The 14,871-nt window shown below is 68.8% G+C and carries 19 protein-coding genes; 12 read left to right on the forward strand and 7 right to left on the reverse strand.

Annotated features, from left to right (window positions below; all coding sequences use genetic code 11):
* The first annotated feature begins 2 nt into the window (after window positions 1-2).
* Window positions 3-671 (forward strand): response regulator transcription factor, encoded by a 669-nt coding sequence (locus tag AMYBE_RS0136550; RefSeq protein ID WP_020664352.1) that lies wholly within the window; start codon window positions 3-5, stop codon window positions 669-671.
* Window positions 668-1,213: a chloramphenicol phosphotransferase CPT family protein gene (locus tag AMYBE_RS0136555; protein WP_020664353.1), complete on the forward strand. Its 546-nt coding sequence runs from the start codon at window positions 668-670 to the stop codon at window positions 1,211-1,213. The genes AMYBE_RS0136550 and AMYBE_RS0136555 overlap by 4 nt, the downstream gene beginning before the upstream one ends.
* On the opposite strand, the gene AMYBE_RS0136560 is transcribed toward AMYBE_RS0136555, so the two are convergent.
* Genes AMYBE_RS0136560 through AMYBE_RS0136570 form a run of 3 tightly spaced genes read right to left on the reverse strand, consistent with a single transcriptional unit; the run spans window position 1,210 to window position 2,743 of the window.
* Window positions 1,210-1,611 (reverse strand): CoA-binding protein, encoded by a 402-nt coding sequence (locus tag AMYBE_RS0136560; protein WP_020664354.1) that lies wholly within the window; start codon window positions 1,609-1,611, stop codon window positions 1,210-1,212. The two genes, AMYBE_RS0136555 and AMYBE_RS0136560, sit on opposite strands and share 4 nt — an antisense overlap.
* A 36-nt stretch (window positions 1,612-1,647) precedes the next feature.
* Complete coding sequence (locus AMYBE_RS0136565; protein ID WP_034289769.1) at window positions 1,648-2,196, reverse strand: hypothetical protein; 549 nt, start codon at window positions 2,194-2,196, stop codon at window positions 1,648-1,650.
* A gap of 43 nt (window positions 2,197-2,239) precedes the next feature.
* Complete coding sequence (locus tag AMYBE_RS0136570; protein WP_020664356.1) at window positions 2,240-2,743, reverse strand: VOC family protein; 504 nt, start codon at window positions 2,741-2,743, stop codon at window positions 2,240-2,242.
* Between the two features lie 150 nt (window positions 2,744-2,893).
* Here AMYBE_RS0136570 and AMYBE_RS0136575 point away from each other — a divergent pair, with 150 nt between their 5' ends.
* Together AMYBE_RS0136575 and AMYBE_RS0136580 are read left to right on the forward strand one after the other, a co-directional pair.
* The gene (locus AMYBE_RS0136575) at window positions 2,894-3,691 is read left to right on the forward strand and encodes a 2-keto-4-pentenoate hydratase (RefSeq protein WP_020664357.1); all 798 of its coding nucleotides are present in this window, start codon (window positions 2,894-2,896) and stop codon (window positions 3,689-3,691) included.
* Complete coding sequence (locus tag AMYBE_RS0136580; RefSeq protein WP_020664358.1) at window positions 3,688-4,449, forward strand: 2-keto-4-pentenoate hydratase; 762 nt, start codon at window positions 3,688-3,690, stop codon at window positions 4,447-4,449. The genes AMYBE_RS0136575 and AMYBE_RS0136580 overlap by 4 nt, the downstream gene beginning before the upstream one ends.
* Here the strand turns inward: AMYBE_RS0136580 and AMYBE_RS0136585 are convergent.
* Window positions 4,439-5,302, reverse strand: coding sequence for an alpha/beta fold hydrolase (locus AMYBE_RS0136585; RefSeq protein ID WP_020664359.1), 864 nt, complete (start codon window positions 5,300-5,302; stop codon window positions 4,439-4,441). The genes AMYBE_RS0136580 and AMYBE_RS0136585 overlap by 11 nt on opposite strands.
* A gap of 4 nt (window positions 5,303-5,306) precedes the next feature.
* Window positions 5,307-5,777 (reverse strand): DUF1579 family protein, encoded by a 471-nt coding sequence (locus AMYBE_RS0136590; RefSeq protein WP_020664360.1) that lies wholly within the window; start codon window positions 5,775-5,777, stop codon window positions 5,307-5,309.
* A 69-nt stretch (window positions 5,778-5,846) separates the two neighbouring features.
* Between AMYBE_RS0136590 and AMYBE_RS0136595 the strand changes: the two genes are divergently transcribed.
* From AMYBE_RS0136595 to AMYBE_RS0136620, 6 genes are read left to right on the forward strand one after another with little or no spacing between them, the layout of a single operon-like run.
* Complete coding sequence (locus AMYBE_RS0136595; RefSeq protein ID WP_020664361.1) at window positions 5,847-6,281, forward strand: MarR family winged helix-turn-helix transcriptional regulator; 435 nt, start codon at window positions 5,847-5,849, stop codon at window positions 6,279-6,281.
* A 55-nt stretch (window positions 6,282-6,336) separates the two neighbouring features.
* Complete coding sequence (locus AMYBE_RS0136600) at window positions 6,337-6,774, forward strand: hypothetical protein (protein WP_020664362.1); 438 nt, start codon at window positions 6,337-6,339, stop codon at window positions 6,772-6,774.
* Between the two features lie 32 nt (window positions 6,775-6,806).
* Complete coding sequence (gene boxC / locus AMYBE_RS0136605) at window positions 6,807-8,444, forward strand: 2,3-epoxybenzoyl-CoA dihydrolase (RefSeq protein ID WP_020664363.1); 1,638 nt, start codon at window positions 6,807-6,809, stop codon at window positions 8,442-8,444.
* 4 nt (window positions 8,445-8,448) lie between these two features.
* Window positions 8,449-9,870, forward strand: coding sequence for a benzoyl-CoA 2,3-epoxidase subunit BoxB (boxB, locus tag AMYBE_RS0136610; protein ID WP_020664364.1), 1,422 nt, complete (start codon window positions 8,449-8,451; stop codon window positions 9,868-9,870).
* An 11-nt stretch (window positions 9,871-9,881) separates the two neighbouring features.
* Entirely contained in the window at window positions 9,882-11,444 is a 1,563-nt protein-coding gene (locus tag AMYBE_RS0136615) for a benzoate-CoA ligase family protein (protein ID WP_020664365.1), read from the forward strand.
* 13 nt (window positions 11,445-11,457) lie between these two features.
* Window positions 11,458-12,312 carry an amidohydrolase family protein gene (locus AMYBE_RS0136620; protein ID WP_020664366.1) on the forward strand — a complete coding sequence of 285 codons (855 nt, stop codon included), beginning with the start codon at window positions 11,458-11,460 and terminating at the stop codon, window positions 12,310-12,312.
* 39 nt (window positions 12,313-12,351) lie between these two features.
* Here the strand turns inward: AMYBE_RS0136620 and AMYBE_RS0136625 are convergent, their stop codons facing one another.
* The gene (locus AMYBE_RS0136625) at window positions 12,352-12,867 is read right to left on the reverse strand and encodes a winged helix-turn-helix transcriptional regulator (protein WP_020664367.1); all 516 of its coding nucleotides are present in this window, start codon (window positions 12,865-12,867) and stop codon (window positions 12,352-12,354) included.
* A gap of 82 nt (window positions 12,868-12,949) precedes the next feature.
* Between AMYBE_RS0136625 and AMYBE_RS0136630 the strand changes: the two genes are divergently transcribed.
* Together AMYBE_RS0136630 and AMYBE_RS0136635 are read left to right on the forward strand one after the other, a co-directional pair.
* On the forward strand, window positions 12,950-13,591 hold the full coding sequence (locus AMYBE_RS0136630) for a dihydrofolate reductase family protein (RefSeq protein WP_020664368.1): 642 nt from the start codon (window positions 12,950-12,952) through the stop codon (window positions 13,589-13,591).
* A gap of 253 nt (window positions 13,592-13,844) precedes the next feature.
* Window positions 13,845-14,348, forward strand: coding sequence for an RNA polymerase sigma factor (locus AMYBE_RS0136635; RefSeq protein ID WP_020664369.1), 504 nt, complete (start codon window positions 13,845-13,847; stop codon window positions 14,346-14,348).
* 33 nt (window positions 14,349-14,381) lie between these two features.
* Here AMYBE_RS0136635 and AMYBE_RS0136640 read toward each other — a convergent pair whose 3' ends face one another.
* Window positions 14,382-14,855: a MarR family winged helix-turn-helix transcriptional regulator gene (locus AMYBE_RS0136640; RefSeq protein ID WP_020664370.1), complete on the reverse strand. Its 474-nt coding sequence runs from the start codon at window positions 14,853-14,855 to the stop codon at window positions 14,382-14,384.
* Between the last annotated feature and the right edge of the window lie 16 nt (window positions 14,856-14,871).

Below are 14,871 nucleotides of genomic sequence, written 5' to 3' on the forward strand. Positions count from 1 at the left end.
CCATGCGGCTGCTGATCGTGGAGGACGAACTCGAGTTCGCCGAAACCCTTCGCCGTGGCCTGGTCGCCGAGGGGTTCACGGTGAACGTGGCGCACACCGGCGCGGACGGGCTGTGGTCGGCGATGGAGCACGACTACGACGCCGTGGTTCTCGACATCATGCTGCCCGAGCTGTCCGGCTACGAGGTGCTGAAGCGCTTGCGAGCGGCGGAGAACTGGACTCCGGTGCTGATGCTGACCGCGAAGGACGGCGAGTACGACGAGGCGGACGCGTTCGACCTCGGCGCGGACGACTACCTGTCGAAGCCGTTCTCGTTCGTGGTGCTGCTGGCCCGGCTGCGCGCGCTGCTGCGCCGGGGCGCGCCGGCCCGCCCGGCGGTGCTGACCGCGGGCGACCTGCAGCTGGACCCGGCCGCCCGGACCGTCCACAGAGGAGAGACGCGGATCGAGCTCACGGCGCGGGAGTTCGGCCTGCTGGAGTTCCTGCTGCGGCGGCAGGGGGCGGCGTTGACGAAGAACGAGATCCTCGGGCATGTCTGGGACGCGCACTACGAAGGCGACGAGAACGTGGTCGAGGTGTACGTCGGGTACCTGCGCCGGAAGATCGACACGCCGTTCGGGACCAAGACGATCGAGACGGTGCGCGGGGTCGGCTACCGGCTCGTGGGATGAGCGGTCATGTCGTCTTCCTGAACGGCGCGTCCAGCGCGGGCAAGTCGAGCATCGCGGCTGAGCTGCTGGAACTGCTGCCAGGGCCGTATTTTTCGCTGCCTCGCGACGCGGTCAACAGCATGCGTTCCCGGGCTCGGACACCCGAGTTCGGCACGCCCGGGTTCGAGCAGGTCTTCGAACGGACTGTGCTCGGCTACCACCGGATGCTGGCTGGGCTCGCGGCTGCGGGCAACGGGGTGATCGCGGACCACGTCCTGCGCCCGCATTGGCTCGCGGACTGTCTGGAAGTGTTGCGGGAACAGGAAGTCACCTTCGTCGGCGTGCACTGTCCGCTGCCGGAACTGCGGCGTCGGCAGCGGGAGCGCGGCGACCGGCCGTCCGGGTTGGCCGAGCGGCAGTTTCCCGTGGTGCACGCCCACGGCGACTACGACTTCGAGTGCGACACATCCGTCCGCAGCGCTCGGGAATGCGCATTGCTCATCGCGGACTTCGTGGCGAAACCCGGCCGGTCCGGCGCATTCAACCGACTGCGTGGCGGCTAGACCAGGGAAATCTGCGCGACCGCCCGCACCACCGCGGTGCAACGGTCCTCCACGTACTCCAGTCCGCCGTCTTCGGCGATCTGCCGGGCCTCGGCCGACACGATTCCTTGCTGGAGCCACAACGCCTTGGCCCCGATCGCGACCGCGGACCGGGCGATTCCCGGGGTTTCCGCCGCCGGACGGAAGACGTCCACCAGATCCACCGGCTCCGGAATGTCTTCCAGCGACCGGTACACCTTCTCGCCGAGCAGCTCGGTCGCCGACGGGTGCACTGGGATGATCCGGAACCCGTGTGCCTGCAGCGAAGCGGGCACGTCGTGCGCGGCCTTGCCGGGCACGCGGCTCAACCCGACCACCGCGATCGTGCGGGCCTGGCCCAAGATCTCTTCGGGACTCATGCCTGACCTAACGTCCTTTCCCCGCAAAGGATTCCGTCATAACCGCCACAGCCGCAGGCCGCGGACGCGGTAGACCGGCCACATCACGTGCCAGGGCGAGCGGCGGAGGAATGCGGCGCTGCATGCCAGAACATTCCGGGCGACCGCCGACGCGACCTCGGCGCGGTCCGGCCACCTCTCGCCGCTCGCGCCGACGGCCAGCCGGAAGACGGTCAGCAGGCCGCGTCCTTGCAGGTCATAGCGGACACCAGGGTCTCCTGAGCCGGGGCGGAGCCAGGCGATTTCCGCCGGGAACGCCCGCGCGAGGTCGGCGGTGCCGGGCGGAACGTCGGCCACGCTGGAAACGATCGCGCTCCCGTACAGCCGCCGCGCGAACCGGGTCAGCAGCCGTCGCTCCCACCTGGGCAAAGCTCGGCGATCCGCCAGCAGAGCGGCGCACTCGTGGTGCCCGAGGGTGAAGACGGCGGCGAGCTCGTCGTATTGGCTCGTCGCTGCCGGTTCCGCCAGGTGCAGCCGCATTTCGAAGCGGACGCGCGCGACCAGTTCGTCGAGCGTGTTGCGCCGGGTGCTGCGCGCGTAGGACATCACCACACTCTGACCTGGGCCGGGGGCGGCGTCCAGGGGTGATTCAGCCGATTTTCGACCCGTACATCTCGCCGAGGTCGTCCGCGATCAGCTCGATCCGAGCGCCGTCCGGATCAGCGAAGTAGATCGAAGTTCCGCTCTCTTCCTGGTATTCGACGCCGGCCGCGTCGAGCCGGGCGCGGGCGCCCGCCCAGTTTTCCGGGGTGAGCGACAGCGCGAGGTGGTGCAGGCCGCCGAGCACCTCCGCGTAGGGGCCCAGGTCGAGTCCGGGCAGGTCGAAGAACGCGACCGCGTTGCCGTTGCCGACGTCGAAGAAGAAGTGGCTCGACCCCGGGTAGTCGCGGTTTTCGATCAGTTCGGTGAGCGGGAAGCCGAGAATGTCCTGGTAGAAGGTGATGGTCCGCTCGACGTCGCTGGACAGCAGCGCGGTGTGGTGGATGCCGCGGCCCGCCGTCGCCGGGCGCTCCGCCGCGGGGTGCAGGTGCTTGTCCCGCAGCTGGTCACGGGTCTGGGCGAGCTGGGCGACTTCGGTCTCGGTGGGTGCCATCTCGGGTCACGTCCTTCCTGGGGGCCAACCAGGAGAACGGTACGCGGAAAAACTCTCGCGCGCAAGACATTGTCGAGCGAGAGACTTGCTGTACCGGCCAGTGGAACGGCCGGGTTGAGGCGATCGCGGCCAGCGGGCAGAGTTCCGCAGGTGGAACCCACCGAGCTGCAGGCTGCCGCCGCGCTGCTGACCCGCGCGTACGAGGAGCACGAGCCGATCGACCCGCTCGTGAAGACCTTTCCGGACGCGACCCAGGAGGACGCCTACCGCGTGCAGCAGGAGCAGGTGCGCGCCTGGGAAGCAGCCGGCGATCCGGTCCGCGGCCACAAGGTCGGCCTCGCCTCCGCGGCGATGCAGCGCCAGATGGGCGTGAACCAACCCGACTTCGGGCACCTGACCAGCTCGATGTTCCTGCTCGAGCACCAGTCGATCCCGACCGCGCGGTTCCTGCAGCCGAGGATCGAGCCGGAGATCGCGTTCGTGCTCGGCGCACCGCTGCGCGGCCCCGGGGTCACCGTCGCGGACGCGGTCCGTGCGGTCGATTTCGTGCTGCCGTCGCTGGAGATCGTGGACTCGCGGATTCGCGACTGGAAAATCTCGATCTTCGACACCATCGCGGACAACGCGTCCTCCGGCGGCGTCATCCTCGGCAGCAGCCCGACCGGGCTGCGCGACGTCGACCTGCGGCTCGCCGGCTGCACGCTGCACGTCAACGGCAGGCTGGCGGCCACCGGCGCGGGCGGCGCGGTGCTCGGCTCGCCGATCAACGCATTGGTGTGGCTGGCGAACAAGGTCGGCCCGCTCGGCGTGACGCTGGAGCCGGGCCACGTGGTGCTGCCCGGTTCGATGACCGCCGCGCAGCCGGTGCGCCCCGGCGACACGGTCGTCGCGCGGATGGCCGGCTTGGGCAGTGTGACCGCGGTGTTCGCGCCGGAGGAGGAGAAGTGACCGCCGAAATCGTTGCCGCGGCTCAGGAATTGCTCGGCCGCACCGAGGAGAGCGGGCAGCTCACCGAGACTTGGCCGGATCTCGACCTCGCTACGGCCTACGCGATCCAGGACGAAGCCTTGCGATTGCGCCAGGAACGCGGCGAGACGGTCGTCGGGGTGAAGCTCGGGCTCACGTCCCGCGCGAAGCAGGAGCGGATGGGCATCGCAGAACCGCTGCTCGCCTGGCTGACCGACGCGATGGTGTTGCCCGCGGGCGCGCCGATGCCGCGGCTCATCCACCCGCGCGCCGAGCCGGAACTGGTGTTCGTGATGGGCGAGCGGCTGGCCGGTCCGGGGGTCACCGCGGCGACCGCGCTGGCTGCGGTTTCCCGGGTGTACGGCGGGATCGAGATCATCGACAGCCGGTACCGCGATTACCGGTTCACCCTGCCGGACGTCGTCGCGGACAACGGCTCGTCCGCGTTGTTCGGCCTCGGCCCGGTCGGCGTGGCGCCGACCGAACTGGACCTTTCGCTGGAAGCCGCGCTGCTCGAAGTAGACGGTCAGATCGTCGACACCGCGACCGGTGCCGCAGTGCAAGGGCATCCGGCCGAAGCGCTGGCGTTGGCGGCGAACTCGCTGGCCGCGCGCGGCTTGGCACTCGAACCCGGCTGGCTAGTGCTGACCGGCGGGATGACCGACGCCGTCGACCTGCGCCCCGGAGCCCGCGTCGCCGCGCACTTCTCGCACCTGGGTTCGGTGACGATCACCGGTTAGCGAAGGCGATCCGCCGGATCCCGGCGATCACGCGCGGCCACACTTCGCGCGGCAGGTCGTGCCCCATGCCCGGCACGACGTCGAGATCCGCGCCCAGCGCGCGAGCCGTCGCCCGGCCGCCGGACACGTGCACCAGCGGGTCCGCGGCACCGTGGATCACCAAGGCGCGCACGGCAAGCCGACGCAGATCCGCCGTGCGGTCGCGGGCCGACAGGATCGCGGCGAGATGCCGGAAGACGCCGGCCGGGTTGAGGCCGCGGTCGTACGTGCGTTCCGCGCGCCGCCGGAAATGCTCCTCGTCGAACGGATAGCCGGGCGATCCGATCAGCTTCGACGTGCGGACGAGCTGGGTCACGTACTCCTCGCGGGTGCGCGGCCCCGGGGCCAGCATCGCCAGCGCGGCGCGCGGGCTCGGCAAGCCGACGTTGCGCGCGCCGGTGGTGGACATGATCGAGGTGAGCGTCCGGACCCGGTGCGGGTACCGGATCGCGAACTCCTGCACGATCATCCCGCCCATCGAAGCGCCGACCAGGTGCGCGCGTTCGATGTCGAGCGCGTCGAGCAGGTTGGCGGCGTCGTCGGCCAGATCGGCGAGCGAGTACGGCGCGGACCGCAGGACATAGGCCAGCGGCAGGTTCGCCCGGCCGGTTCCGTGCCCGGAGCGGCCGACGTCGCGGTTGTCGAACCGGTGCACGTGGAAGCCGGCCTCGGCCAGCTGCGCGCAGAACTCGTCGTCCCACCAGATCATCGGCGCGGCCAGGCCCATCACCAGCAGCAACGGCGGGTCGGCCGGATCGCCGAACGATTCGTGGCACAGGGTGATGCCGCCGGTCTCGGAGATCTGCTCGGTCATCTGGTCAGTGTCGCGCACTCCGCGTGTAGCGGGCACGAAGGAACGGGCGGAAATCGCTGTCGGTGCCGAGCCGGACGTCGATCTCATGGGTGAGAACGTCGCCGTCCCGGGTGATCCGGTGCGCCGCGACGCCGCGTTCGGTGTGCTTTTTGAGGTGAAGGGTCCCTTCATGCCAGCCGCCGCGTGCAGGCCCCGCAGGAGGGAATCCGTAGCTGTCGAAGCCGTACCAGAGCGTTTCGCCGGTGGCCGGATCGACGGTGAAGACGTGGTGGCCCAGCATCCGGCTGCCGTCCTCGCGGGTCTGGACGTAGTCCTCCAGTACCGCGAAGCCGTTGAGCGCGAGGCGGTAACTGCAGGTCGCGGTGGCAGTCGCGGCTGGCGCCCAAGGCGCGGCGGCGAGGTCTTCGGCGCCGGACCAGTCGCCGACGAGGGCGGCCAGTGCTTCGTGCGCGGTGCCGACGGCGGGCATCTCCATCAGTGCTTCCCCCTCGATTTCGACAGCCAGATTTCGACAGGCACCTGTCAAAATGGAACACTAACACGCATGGCGTCCAGGACTCCGCGTGCGGAGAAATTCACTCAGCTCGTCAACGAGGTCTTCGTCGCCAACGGCGTGTTGCTCAGCGCCGGCGACCGGCTGACCGCGGAAGTCGGGCTGACCGCCGCGCAGTGGCAGGTCATTGGCTTTCTGGAACGGGAATCGGCCACTGTCGCGGAGCTGGCGCGTCGGCGCGGGCTGCGTCGGCAGAGTGTTCAAGAGACGGTGAATCGCTTGCTGCGCAATGAGATGCTCCGGCGTATCGACAACCCCGCCGATGCTCGCGCGCCGTTGTTGCAGCTGACCGGCAAAGCGCGAGCCGCGCTGCACGTCCTTGGCGCACGGCAAGCCGCCTGGGCCGACACCGCTGCCGCCGGCCTGTCCGAAGAAGACGTCGATACGACAGTGCGCACCCTGCGCGCGTTGCGAGACCTGGTCTGACCGAAGTACGCTCCCACGCTAGAGCGATCTATCAAATCGCAAGGGGGCGAGAAGCATGGACGTTCTGCGCTCGAAGGGACTGTGTCCGCTGCGGGTAATCCTGGTGTTCACCCTGCTCAGCACGGTCCTGCACTACACGCACAACACGGTGCGCGCGGCCGACTACCCGCAGATTCCGGGAATCAGCGTGCTCGCCGCGCAGGTCGTGGTCGCGGTGAGCTGGGTAGTGTTCACCGCGTTCGGCGCGGCCGGCTACCGCGCCTTCCTGACCGGCCGATACTGGCGTTCGCTGGCGTTGCTGCTCGTCTACTCGCTGTCCGGGCTGGCGAGCGCGGGGCACTTCCTGGTCGGGGTGCCGCGGATCCCGGCGTTCTGGTTCGCGACGATTTTCACCGACGCGATCGCCGCGCTCGCGATGTGGATTTTCGTATGCTGGGCGGCGACGCGGCTCAACCGGGTGAGTGTCGCCGGGCAAATGTCTACACAACATTGACGTTCGTTGAGATCATGTAGACAATCGAGGTCGTGACCACCACCACACCTGTCACGTTCGAGCGGCATCCAGACGCCTACCGGCACTGGCGACTGACCGTCGACGGCGAGGTCGCCTGGCTGGAGATGGATGTCGACGAGCAGGGCGGGCTCGTGCCCGGCTACGAGCTCAAGCTGAACTCCTACGACCTCGGCGTGGACATCGAGTTCTACGACGCCACCCAGCGGCTGCGGTTCGAACACCCGCAGGTCCGTGCGGTGATCGTGACCAGTGCCAAGGACAAGGTGTTCTGCGCCGGAGCCAACATCCGGATGCTGGCCGCGTCGCCGCACGAGTGGAAGGTGAACTTCTGCAAGTTCACCAACGAGACCCGCAACGGCATCGAGGACGCGACCGAGTTCTCCGGCCAGCGGTATCTCGCCGCGGTGAACGGCAGCTGTGCCGGCGGCGGTTACGAGATCGCGCTGGCCTGCGAAAAGATCCTGCTCGTGGACGACAACTCGTCCACCGTCTCGTTGCCCGAGGTGCCGCTACTCGGCGTGCTGCCCGGCACCGGCGGCCTGACCAGAGTGGTCGACAAGCGGCGCGTCCGCCGCGACCTCGCCGACGTGTTCGCCACCCGGCCGGACGGGGTGAAAGGCCGCACCGCGGTGGACTGGCGGCTGGTGGACGAGCTGGTGCCGCGCGTCGGGTTCCGCGAGAAGGTGCTGTCGCGGGCGCACGAGCTGGCCGAGGAATCCGACCGGCTGCCCGCCGAGCAGGGCATCGAGCTGGCCCCGCTGGAGCCGTCGAGCACCGAGGACGGGATCGAGTACCGGCACCTGCGCGTCGCGTACGACCGGGCGAACTCGCTGGTCACGCTCACCGTGCTGGGTCCGTCCGGCGAACCGCAGCTCGACGGCTGGCTGCTGCGGCTGACTCGCGAGCTGGACGACGCGATCCTGCGGTTGCGCACGAACGAACCGGAGCTGGGCACCTGGGTGCTGCGCACCGAAGGCGACCCGGCGCAGGTCCTGGCGCACGAGCAGGTCGTGCTGAGCGGGAAAGACTGGCTGAGCAACGAGATCCTGCACTACTACAAGCGCACGCTGAAGCGCCTCGACGTCACCAGCCGCACGTTGATCGCGTTGATCGAACCGGGCAGTTGCTTCGCCGGCAGTCTGCTGGAGCTGGCCTTCGCGGCCGACCGGCAGTACCTCCTGGACGGGCCGCCGATCGACGACGAGGATTCGCCGGAGCGCGCGACGATCACCCTGTCCGAAGCCAACTTCGGCGCCTTCCCGATGGGCAACGGCCTGTCCCGGCTCCAATCGCGGTTCTACGGCGACGACGACCACCTGGCCTGGCTGTCCCGCGAACGCGACCACGCGCTGAGTGCCGCCGAGGCGGTCGAACTCGGCCTGGTCACCGACGCGCCGGACGACCTCGACTGGGAGGACGAGATCCGGATCGCGCTGGAGGGCCGTGCGTCGCTGTCGCCGGACGCGCTCACCGGGATGGAGGCGAACCACCGGTTCGTCGGCCCGGAAACGATCGAGACCAAGATCTTCGGACGGCTCACCGCCTGGCAGAACTGGATCTTCACCCGACCGAACGCCTCCGGTCCCGAAGGCGCGCTGCGTCGCTACGGCACCGGCCAGAAGGCGGTCTTCGACAGGAAGCGGGTCTGAACCCATGCCGGAAAAGATCGACTACGACGCCAAGATCCCGAACAACGTGCACCTCGCCGACGACCGGAGGCTGCAGCGCGCGCTGGAGGGCTGGCAGCCGAAGTTCATGAACTGGTGGGGCGAGATGGGTCCCACGCTCGAGACCGAGGGCGTCTACCTGCGCACCGCGGTCAGCGTCGGGCGCGAGGGCTGGGCACACTTCGACCACGTCAACGTGCCGGATTACCGCTGGGGCATCTTCTTGGCCGAGCGGGATCCGGACCGCCGGATCGCGTTCGGAGAGCACGCCGGCGACGCGGTGTGGCAGCAGGTGCCCGGCGAGTACCGCGCCGACCTGCAGCGGCTGATCGTGATCCAAGGCGACACCGAGCCGGCGTCGGTCGAGCAGCAGCGACTGCTCGGGCTGACCGCCCCTTCGCTGTATGACCTGCGGAACCTCTTCCAGGTGAACGTGGAGGAGGGGCGGCACCTGTGGGCGATGGTCTACCTGCTGCACGCCTACTTCGGCCGGGAAGGCCGCGACGAGGCCGAGGGCCTGCTGCTGCGCAACTCCGGCAGCCCGGACGCGCCGCGGATCCTCGGCGCGTTCAACGAGGAAACCGCCGACTGGCTCGCGTTCTACATGTTCACCTACTTCACGGACCGGGACGGGAAGTACCAGCTCGGGACGTTGAAGGAGAGTTCGTTCGACCCGTTGTCGCGCACCTGCGAGTTCATGCTCAAGGAAGAGGCGCACCACATGATGGTGGGCACCACCGGCGTCGACCGGGTGGTGCAGCGCAGCGCGGAGCTGATCCGCGAGCACGACACCTATGACATCGCTTCGCACGGCGGCATCCCGCTCGACCTGATCCAGCGGTACCTGAACTTCCACTACACCGTGTCGCTCGACCTGTTCGGCAGCGAGACCTCCACGAACGCGGCGAACTACTACACCGCCGGGCTCAAGGGCCGCTGGCAGGAAACCCGGCGGAAGGACGACCACAAGCTCACCGACGACAGCCGCGTGCTGGACCGTCCGCGCGACGACGGCACCTGGACGTCGGAGGAGATGCAGGCGATCCTGCTGCTGAACCTCGATCTGCGCGGCGAGTACACCGCGGACTGCCAGACCGGCGTGAACCGGTGGAACAAGATCCTCGGCGACGCGGGCATCGACTTCCGGTTCGCGTTGCCGCACCCTGGTTTCAACCGCGAGGTGGGCATAAACTCCGGCCACCACGTGACTCCGGACGGCAGCATCGTCGACGAGGCCACGTGGGAGGCAGCGCGGCACAAGTGGCTGCCGACGGCGGAGGACCTGACGTTCGTCCGGTCGCTCATGCACCCGGTGTACGAGCGCGGGAAGATCGCCAGCTGGGTCGCGCCGCCGCGGCAGGGCATCAACGGAAAACCTTTCGACTACGAGTACGTGTACCTCACCTGAGGGGGGCACTGATGACGGTTCCCGCGAACTTCAACGCCGCGGAGTACCTGCTCGGCCGCGGCCGTCCGGACGCGCTCGCAGTCGTGTCTCCGCGCCGCACGCTCAGCTACCGCGAACTCGCCGCCGAGTCGCGTCGGGTCGCCGCCAGGCTGCGCGCGCTCGGCGTGCGGCCGGAGGAGCGGGTGATGTTCTGCATGGTCGACGACGTCGAGCTGCTGAGCGGGATCCTCGGCGCGATGCTCGCCGGCGCGGTCGCGGTGCCGGTGTCCACTATGGTCACCGGGCTGGAGCTGGGCCGGGTGCTGGCCGATTCGCGGGCGCGGGTGCTGTGCGTTTCCGGCGAATTCTCCGCGCAGGCGGTGGCCGCGCTGACCGGCGCGCCCGAGGTCACCGACGTGGTGCTGGATCGTGCGGACCCAGCGGAGTTCCCGGCCGGGGTGCGCACTCATCGGTGGCCGCTGTCCGGTCCGGACGATCTGGCGCCGGCGTCCACTTGGGAGGATTCGCCGGCGCTGTGGCTGTACACGTCGGGGACCACCGGGCAGCCGAAGGGGGCGATGCATCGGCACGCGAGCATCCGCGAGGTGTGCTCGACCTACGCTGATCAGGTACTCGAAGTGTCCTCTTCGGACCGGTTCCTGTCGGTGCCGAAGCTGTTTTTCGCGTACGGGCTGGGTAATTCGGCGTTCTTTCCGCTCTCCTGCGGTGGTACGACCCTGTTGGAACCGACGCGTCCGACGCCGGGGTTGATCGCCGCGCGGGCGCGGGCGGATCGGCCGACGCTGTTCTTCGCGGTGCCGACGTTCTATGCGGCACTGCTGGCCAGTGACGTCCCGGACGATTCGTTTTCCTCGGTGCGGCACGCCGTTTCGGCGGGTGAACCGTTGCCCGCGGCATTGCTCACGCGGTTTCGGGACCGGTTCGGCGTTGAGATCCTGGACGGGATCGGTTCGACCGAGGCGCTGCACATCTTCCTGTCCAACCGGCCGCGGGCGGTGCGGCCGGGCAGTACCGGGGTCGCGGTTCCCGGGTACTCTGTCGAGCTTCGCGACGAGCAGGGCGCGGTGATCCGGGAATCTGGCCGGGCAGGCGAATTGTTCGTCGCCGGTCCGTCCCTCGCGACCGGGTACTGGGCGCGTTACGAGGCGACGAAACAGGTTTTCCAGGGTTCGTGGCTGCGCACCGGCGACAGCTACGTGCGCAACGAGGACGGTACGTATACCTGTCTCGGCCGGTTCGGCGACATGCTGAAGGCGGGCGGTATCTGGGTTTCTCCGTCCGAAGTGGAGGAGCGGCTGCTGCAGCATCCGGCAGTGGCCGAGGTGGCGGTGGTCGCCGCGCCGGACGAGGACGGGTTGGACAAACCGGTGGCGTGTGTCGTCGCCGCGCCATCGGCCACTGTGGACGCGGAGGAGCTGATCGAATTTTGCCGGGAAGGCTTGGCGGCGTTCAAACGGCCGCGCGGCGTGGTGGAGATGGCGGAGCTGCCGAAGACCGCCACCGGGAAGGTTCGGCGGAACGTGATCCGCGAACAGGTGCGCGAGTCGCTGCGGACGCCGCAGCCGCAACCGTGATCGACTGGCGCGCATGATCGACGAGCACTTCGTGGTGGATGCCCACGTACACACTCCCCGGCTGCCGACACTGAAACCGGCGTGGCTCGACTGGGCGCGCGAGTTCGCGGGTGAATACCCGTGGCGCACGGTGTACGACGCCGAGGGCACGGTGATCCCGGCTGCGATGGACGACCTGATGGCGAGCGAGGGCGTCGATCGGGTGCTGTTGTTCTCCGAATACAGCCCGCGGGCGACCGGGATCCAGCCGATTGAGGACAATCTGCCGCTGGCCGAATACAACCCGGAACGGTTTCGCCTGGTGGCGAACGTCAACCCGCATCTGCATCATCCGCTGGCCGCCGAGGTGGAACGGCAGCTCGCGCTCGGCGCGGTAGCGCTGAAGATCCACCCGGTGCACGGCGCGTTTTCCCCCGCGGACAAGGAGCTGTACCCGGTCTATGCGCTGTGCGCCGAACGCGGCGTGCCGGTGATCCTCCATTCTGGACTGTCGGTGTTCCCCGGCTCGCGCGCGAGTTACGGCGATCCCGCGCTGTTGTCCGACGTGGTCGAGGATTTCCCGTCGGTGAACTTCGTATTCGCGCACGGCGGCCGGGGCTGGTGGTACGACGTAGCGGCGTTCATGGCCCAGTCGCGGCCGAACGTCTGGCTGGACCTGGCCGGCCTGCCGCCGAAGAAGCTGCCGGAGTACTACGCGCGCTTCGATCTCGTGCGATTGGCGCGAAAGTGGATCTTCGGCACCGACTGGCCCGGTGTCCCGGGCACCGCGACGAACGTCCGCGCGGTAGCCGACCTCGGATTGCCGGCCGACGTGCTGGAAGGCGTGCTGTCCGGCAACGCGGTGCGGCTGATGCCGGGCTTGCGCTGACACTGCTTCGGCCAGAACACGCGGTGCCCGCTGGCCGAGTCAGGCGCTTCTCTCTCGTCGTGCGACTTCTTGGTACGCCGCCTCGAGCCGCTCCAGCGGACCGGGGCCGGCCGGGTCGACCGGAGGGGCGCCGAGGTGGCGCACACGCAGTTCGTCCATCAGTTCCGCGATGAACGCCGGCCCCTCGGCGCGCATGAGTTCCTGGCGGGTGCGCAGTTCCGGGGTGCCTTCGCGCCAGTCCAGGCCCCAGTTGCCGAGCGCGAACAGGATCGGCACGGTCTGGATGCCGGCCTCGGTGAGGCTGTACCGGGCACGCTGCCCGCGCGTGACTTCTTCCTTGGTGAGAATGCCCGCCGCGACGAGCTTTTTCAGGCGGTCGCTGAGGATGTTGGACGCGATGCCCTCGAGGGAGCCGGCGAGCAGTTCCCGGAAGTACCTGCGGTCGCCGAAGATCATGTCGCGCAGCACCAGGAAGGACCAGTGATCGCCAAGGGCTTCGACGGCGGCGTTGATCGCGCAGCCGGACCTCGGTCCCTCGGTCGCCGCTCGAGCCATCTCGCGCCCTCCTTGACGTCGCCGGATGCCGCGAACTACGGTAGTAGTGATTTCATTTTACAATCACTTTGGAGCGGCGGCAATGGGACAAGTGCGTGTCGACCTCACCATCTCCCTCGACGGCTACGCCACAACCACCGACCAGACCCCGGAAGACCCGATGGGCCCGGACTGGACCCGTCTTCAGGCCGCGTACATGGCGACGCGGACCTTCCAGGAGCGCGTCTTCCACAAGACGGGCGAGGGAACCACTGGGGTGGACAACGACTACGCCGCGGCCTACTTCCAGGGCGTCGGCGCCGAAATCATGGGCGCGGGCATGTTCGGCCTGCACGCGCATCCCGGCGACCCGGACTGGCGGGGCTGGTGGGGGCCGAACCCGCCGTTCGGCTGCCCGGTTTTCGTGCTCACCCACGAATCGCGGCCCTCCTTGGAGATGGAAGGAGGGACAGTCTTCCATTTCGTGCAGGCTTCGATCGAGGAAACCCTTTCGCGTGCCCGGGAAGCGGCGGGAGACAGCGACGTCCGCATCGGTGGCGGGATTCGCGTGGTGCGGTCGTACCTGGCGGCCGGGCTGGTGGATCGGCTGCACGTCGGCATCACGCCGATCTTGCTGGGGCGCGGCGAGAATCTCTGGGCGGACATGCGCGAACTCGAACGGGGGTACCAGGTGCGCAGCGAGGTCGCGGAGAGCGGGACTATTCATGTGACGTTCTCTCGCTGAAACCGGCGGTGAGGTTTTCCCCTGGCGCTCCGCTCCCGCTGAAGTCCGTGAAGGGCCCCTTGAGGGAATCTAAGTCCGGCAGGGTGCCCTTCGCGGACAGTCTGCACCGCGAGCCGGGACCGAGGCGTTTCCGGCTCCTCCGGATACCCGACGCGCTAGTCGATCACCCGATTCGGCATCGCCCCCGACGGCGGGGATCCGCCGAGATGTCCGGTCCGTCTGTATTGCCGACCGTGCAGGAAGGGGCGTCGGGATGGATGACCAGGACGAGATTCGCCGGGTGTCGGCGAGGGTTTCGCGGATCATCAGCGCGAACGCGGGGCTCCGCGGCGAAGCCGACGACGCCTGCCAGGCGGCCTGGCTGGAATTCCTGACCCGGCCGCCGATCCTGCGCGACCCGGGTGCGTTGCCGGGCTGGCTCGCGACCGTGGCGCGTCGATACGCGTTGCGCGCGGTGGAAACCCGTGCGCGGATGACCTGGGTGGACGATTCGCGGCTGGAATCGCGGTCGCCGGTCGATCCGCCGGAGTGTTCGGTGCTGGCCGCGGAACTGGGCTCCGCACTGTGGCGAGCGGTGGACGAGTTCCCTGACCGGCATCGGCGGCTGATGTTGCTGCTGGCGCATTGTCCGGACCTGAGGCATCGCGAACTGGCGGCTGAGCTGGGGGTGTCGCCCGCGAGTGTGTCGCGGATCCGGCAGCGATGCCTGGACGTTCTCCGGCGCAGGCTGGAGGCGGAAGGTTTCAGCTGTCCGTGAGCGCCGGCGCGTGGCCGAATCCGTCCGCCGGCCTCACCCGTTCACCGACCGGAGAGTCCGCATCGCCTCCGCCAGTCCGGCCGCGTCGTCGCCCAGCGGCGTCAGCACGATGCGGCGCAAGATCTCCGCGCAGGCCGAGCGGGCGGCGACGGCCACTTCCAGTCCGTGTTCGGTCAGTGCGGCGAACGTGACTCGCCGGTCGTGCGGGCTGGGCACCCGGCAGATCAGGTCCGCCGCGACCAGCCGGTCCGCGACCTTGGTGAATCCGCCGCTGGACAGGGCCGCTTCGGTCGCCAGCCGGGTCATCGGCATCCGGTGTTCCGGCGAGCGCACCAGGCGCATCAGGATGTCGAACGACGCCGGGGCCAGGCCGAACCGGTCGGCGATCTCGCCCATCAGCGTGTTCTGGGTGGCCAGGTAGCCCTCGATCACCAGGCCCCACCACGTCACGATCTCGTCGTCGTCGGTGCACGGGTCGGCGAGGGGATCGGACGTCACCCGCAACACTCTACCCGGATTACAT

The organism is Amycolatopsis benzoatilytica AK 16/65, assembly GCF_000383915.1.
In the GTDB taxonomy this organism is placed as follows: Bacteria; Actinomycetota; Actinomycetes; order Mycobacteriales; family Pseudonocardiaceae; genus Amycolatopsis; species Amycolatopsis benzoatilytica.

Bases quoted from the DNA above. Each gene is read 5' to 3' on its own strand.
- AMYBE_RS0136585 (WP_020664359.1), bottom strand. From the start codon at position 5,302: ATGACCGAGCAGATCTCCGAGACCGGCGGCATCACCCTGTGCCACGAA.
- AMYBE_RS0136615 (WP_020664365.1), top strand. From the start codon at position 9,882: ATGACGGTTCCCGCGAACTTCAACGCCGCGGAGTACCTGCTCGGCCGC.
- AMYBE_RS0136600 (WP_020664362.1), top strand. From the start codon at position 6,337: ATGGACGTTCTGCGCTCGAAGGGACTGTGTCCGCTGCGGGTAATCCTG.
- AMYBE_RS0136555 (WP_020664353.1), top strand. From the start codon at position 668: ATGAGCGGTCATGTCGTCTTCCTGAACGGCGCGTCCAGCGCGGGCAAG.
- AMYBE_RS0136620 (WP_020664366.1), top strand. From the start codon at position 11,458: ATGATCGACGAGCACTTCGTGGTGGATGCCCACGTACACACTCCCCGG.
- AMYBE_RS0136560 (WP_020664354.1), bottom strand. From the start codon at position 1,611: ATGAGTCCCGAAGAGATCTTGGGCCAGGCCCGCACGATCGCGGTGGTC.
- AMYBE_RS0136570 (WP_020664356.1), bottom strand. From the start codon at position 2,743: ATGGCACCCACCGAGACCGAAGTCGCCCAGCTCGCCCAGACCCGTGAC.
- AMYBE_RS0136635 (WP_020664369.1), top strand. From the start codon at position 13,845: ATGGATGACCAGGACGAGATTCGCCGGGTGTCGGCGAGGGTTTCGCGG.
- AMYBE_RS0136625 (WP_020664367.1), bottom strand. From the start codon at position 12,867: ATGGCTCGAGCGGCGACCGAGGGACCGAGGTCCGGCTGCGCGATCAAC.
- boxB (WP_020664364.1), top strand. From the start codon at position 8,449: ATGCCGGAAAAGATCGACTACGACGCCAAGATCCCGAACAACGTGCAC.
- AMYBE_RS0136590 (WP_020664360.1), bottom strand. From the start codon at position 5,777: ATGGAGATGCCCGCCGTCGGCACCGCGCACGAAGCACTGGCCGCCCTC.
- AMYBE_RS0136595 (WP_020664361.1), top strand. From the start codon at position 5,847: ATGGCGTCCAGGACTCCGCGTGCGGAGAAATTCACTCAGCTCGTCAAC.
- AMYBE_RS0136565 (WP_034289769.1), bottom strand. From the start codon at position 2,196: ATGTCCTACGCGCGCAGCACCCGGCGCAACACGCTCGACGAACTGGTC.
- AMYBE_RS0136550 (WP_020664352.1), top strand. From the start codon at position 3: ATGCGGCTGCTGATCGTGGAGGACGAACTCGAGTTCGCCGAAACCCTT.
- AMYBE_RS0136630 (WP_020664368.1), top strand. From the start codon at position 12,950: ATGGGACAAGTGCGTGTCGACCTCACCATCTCCCTCGACGGCTACGCC.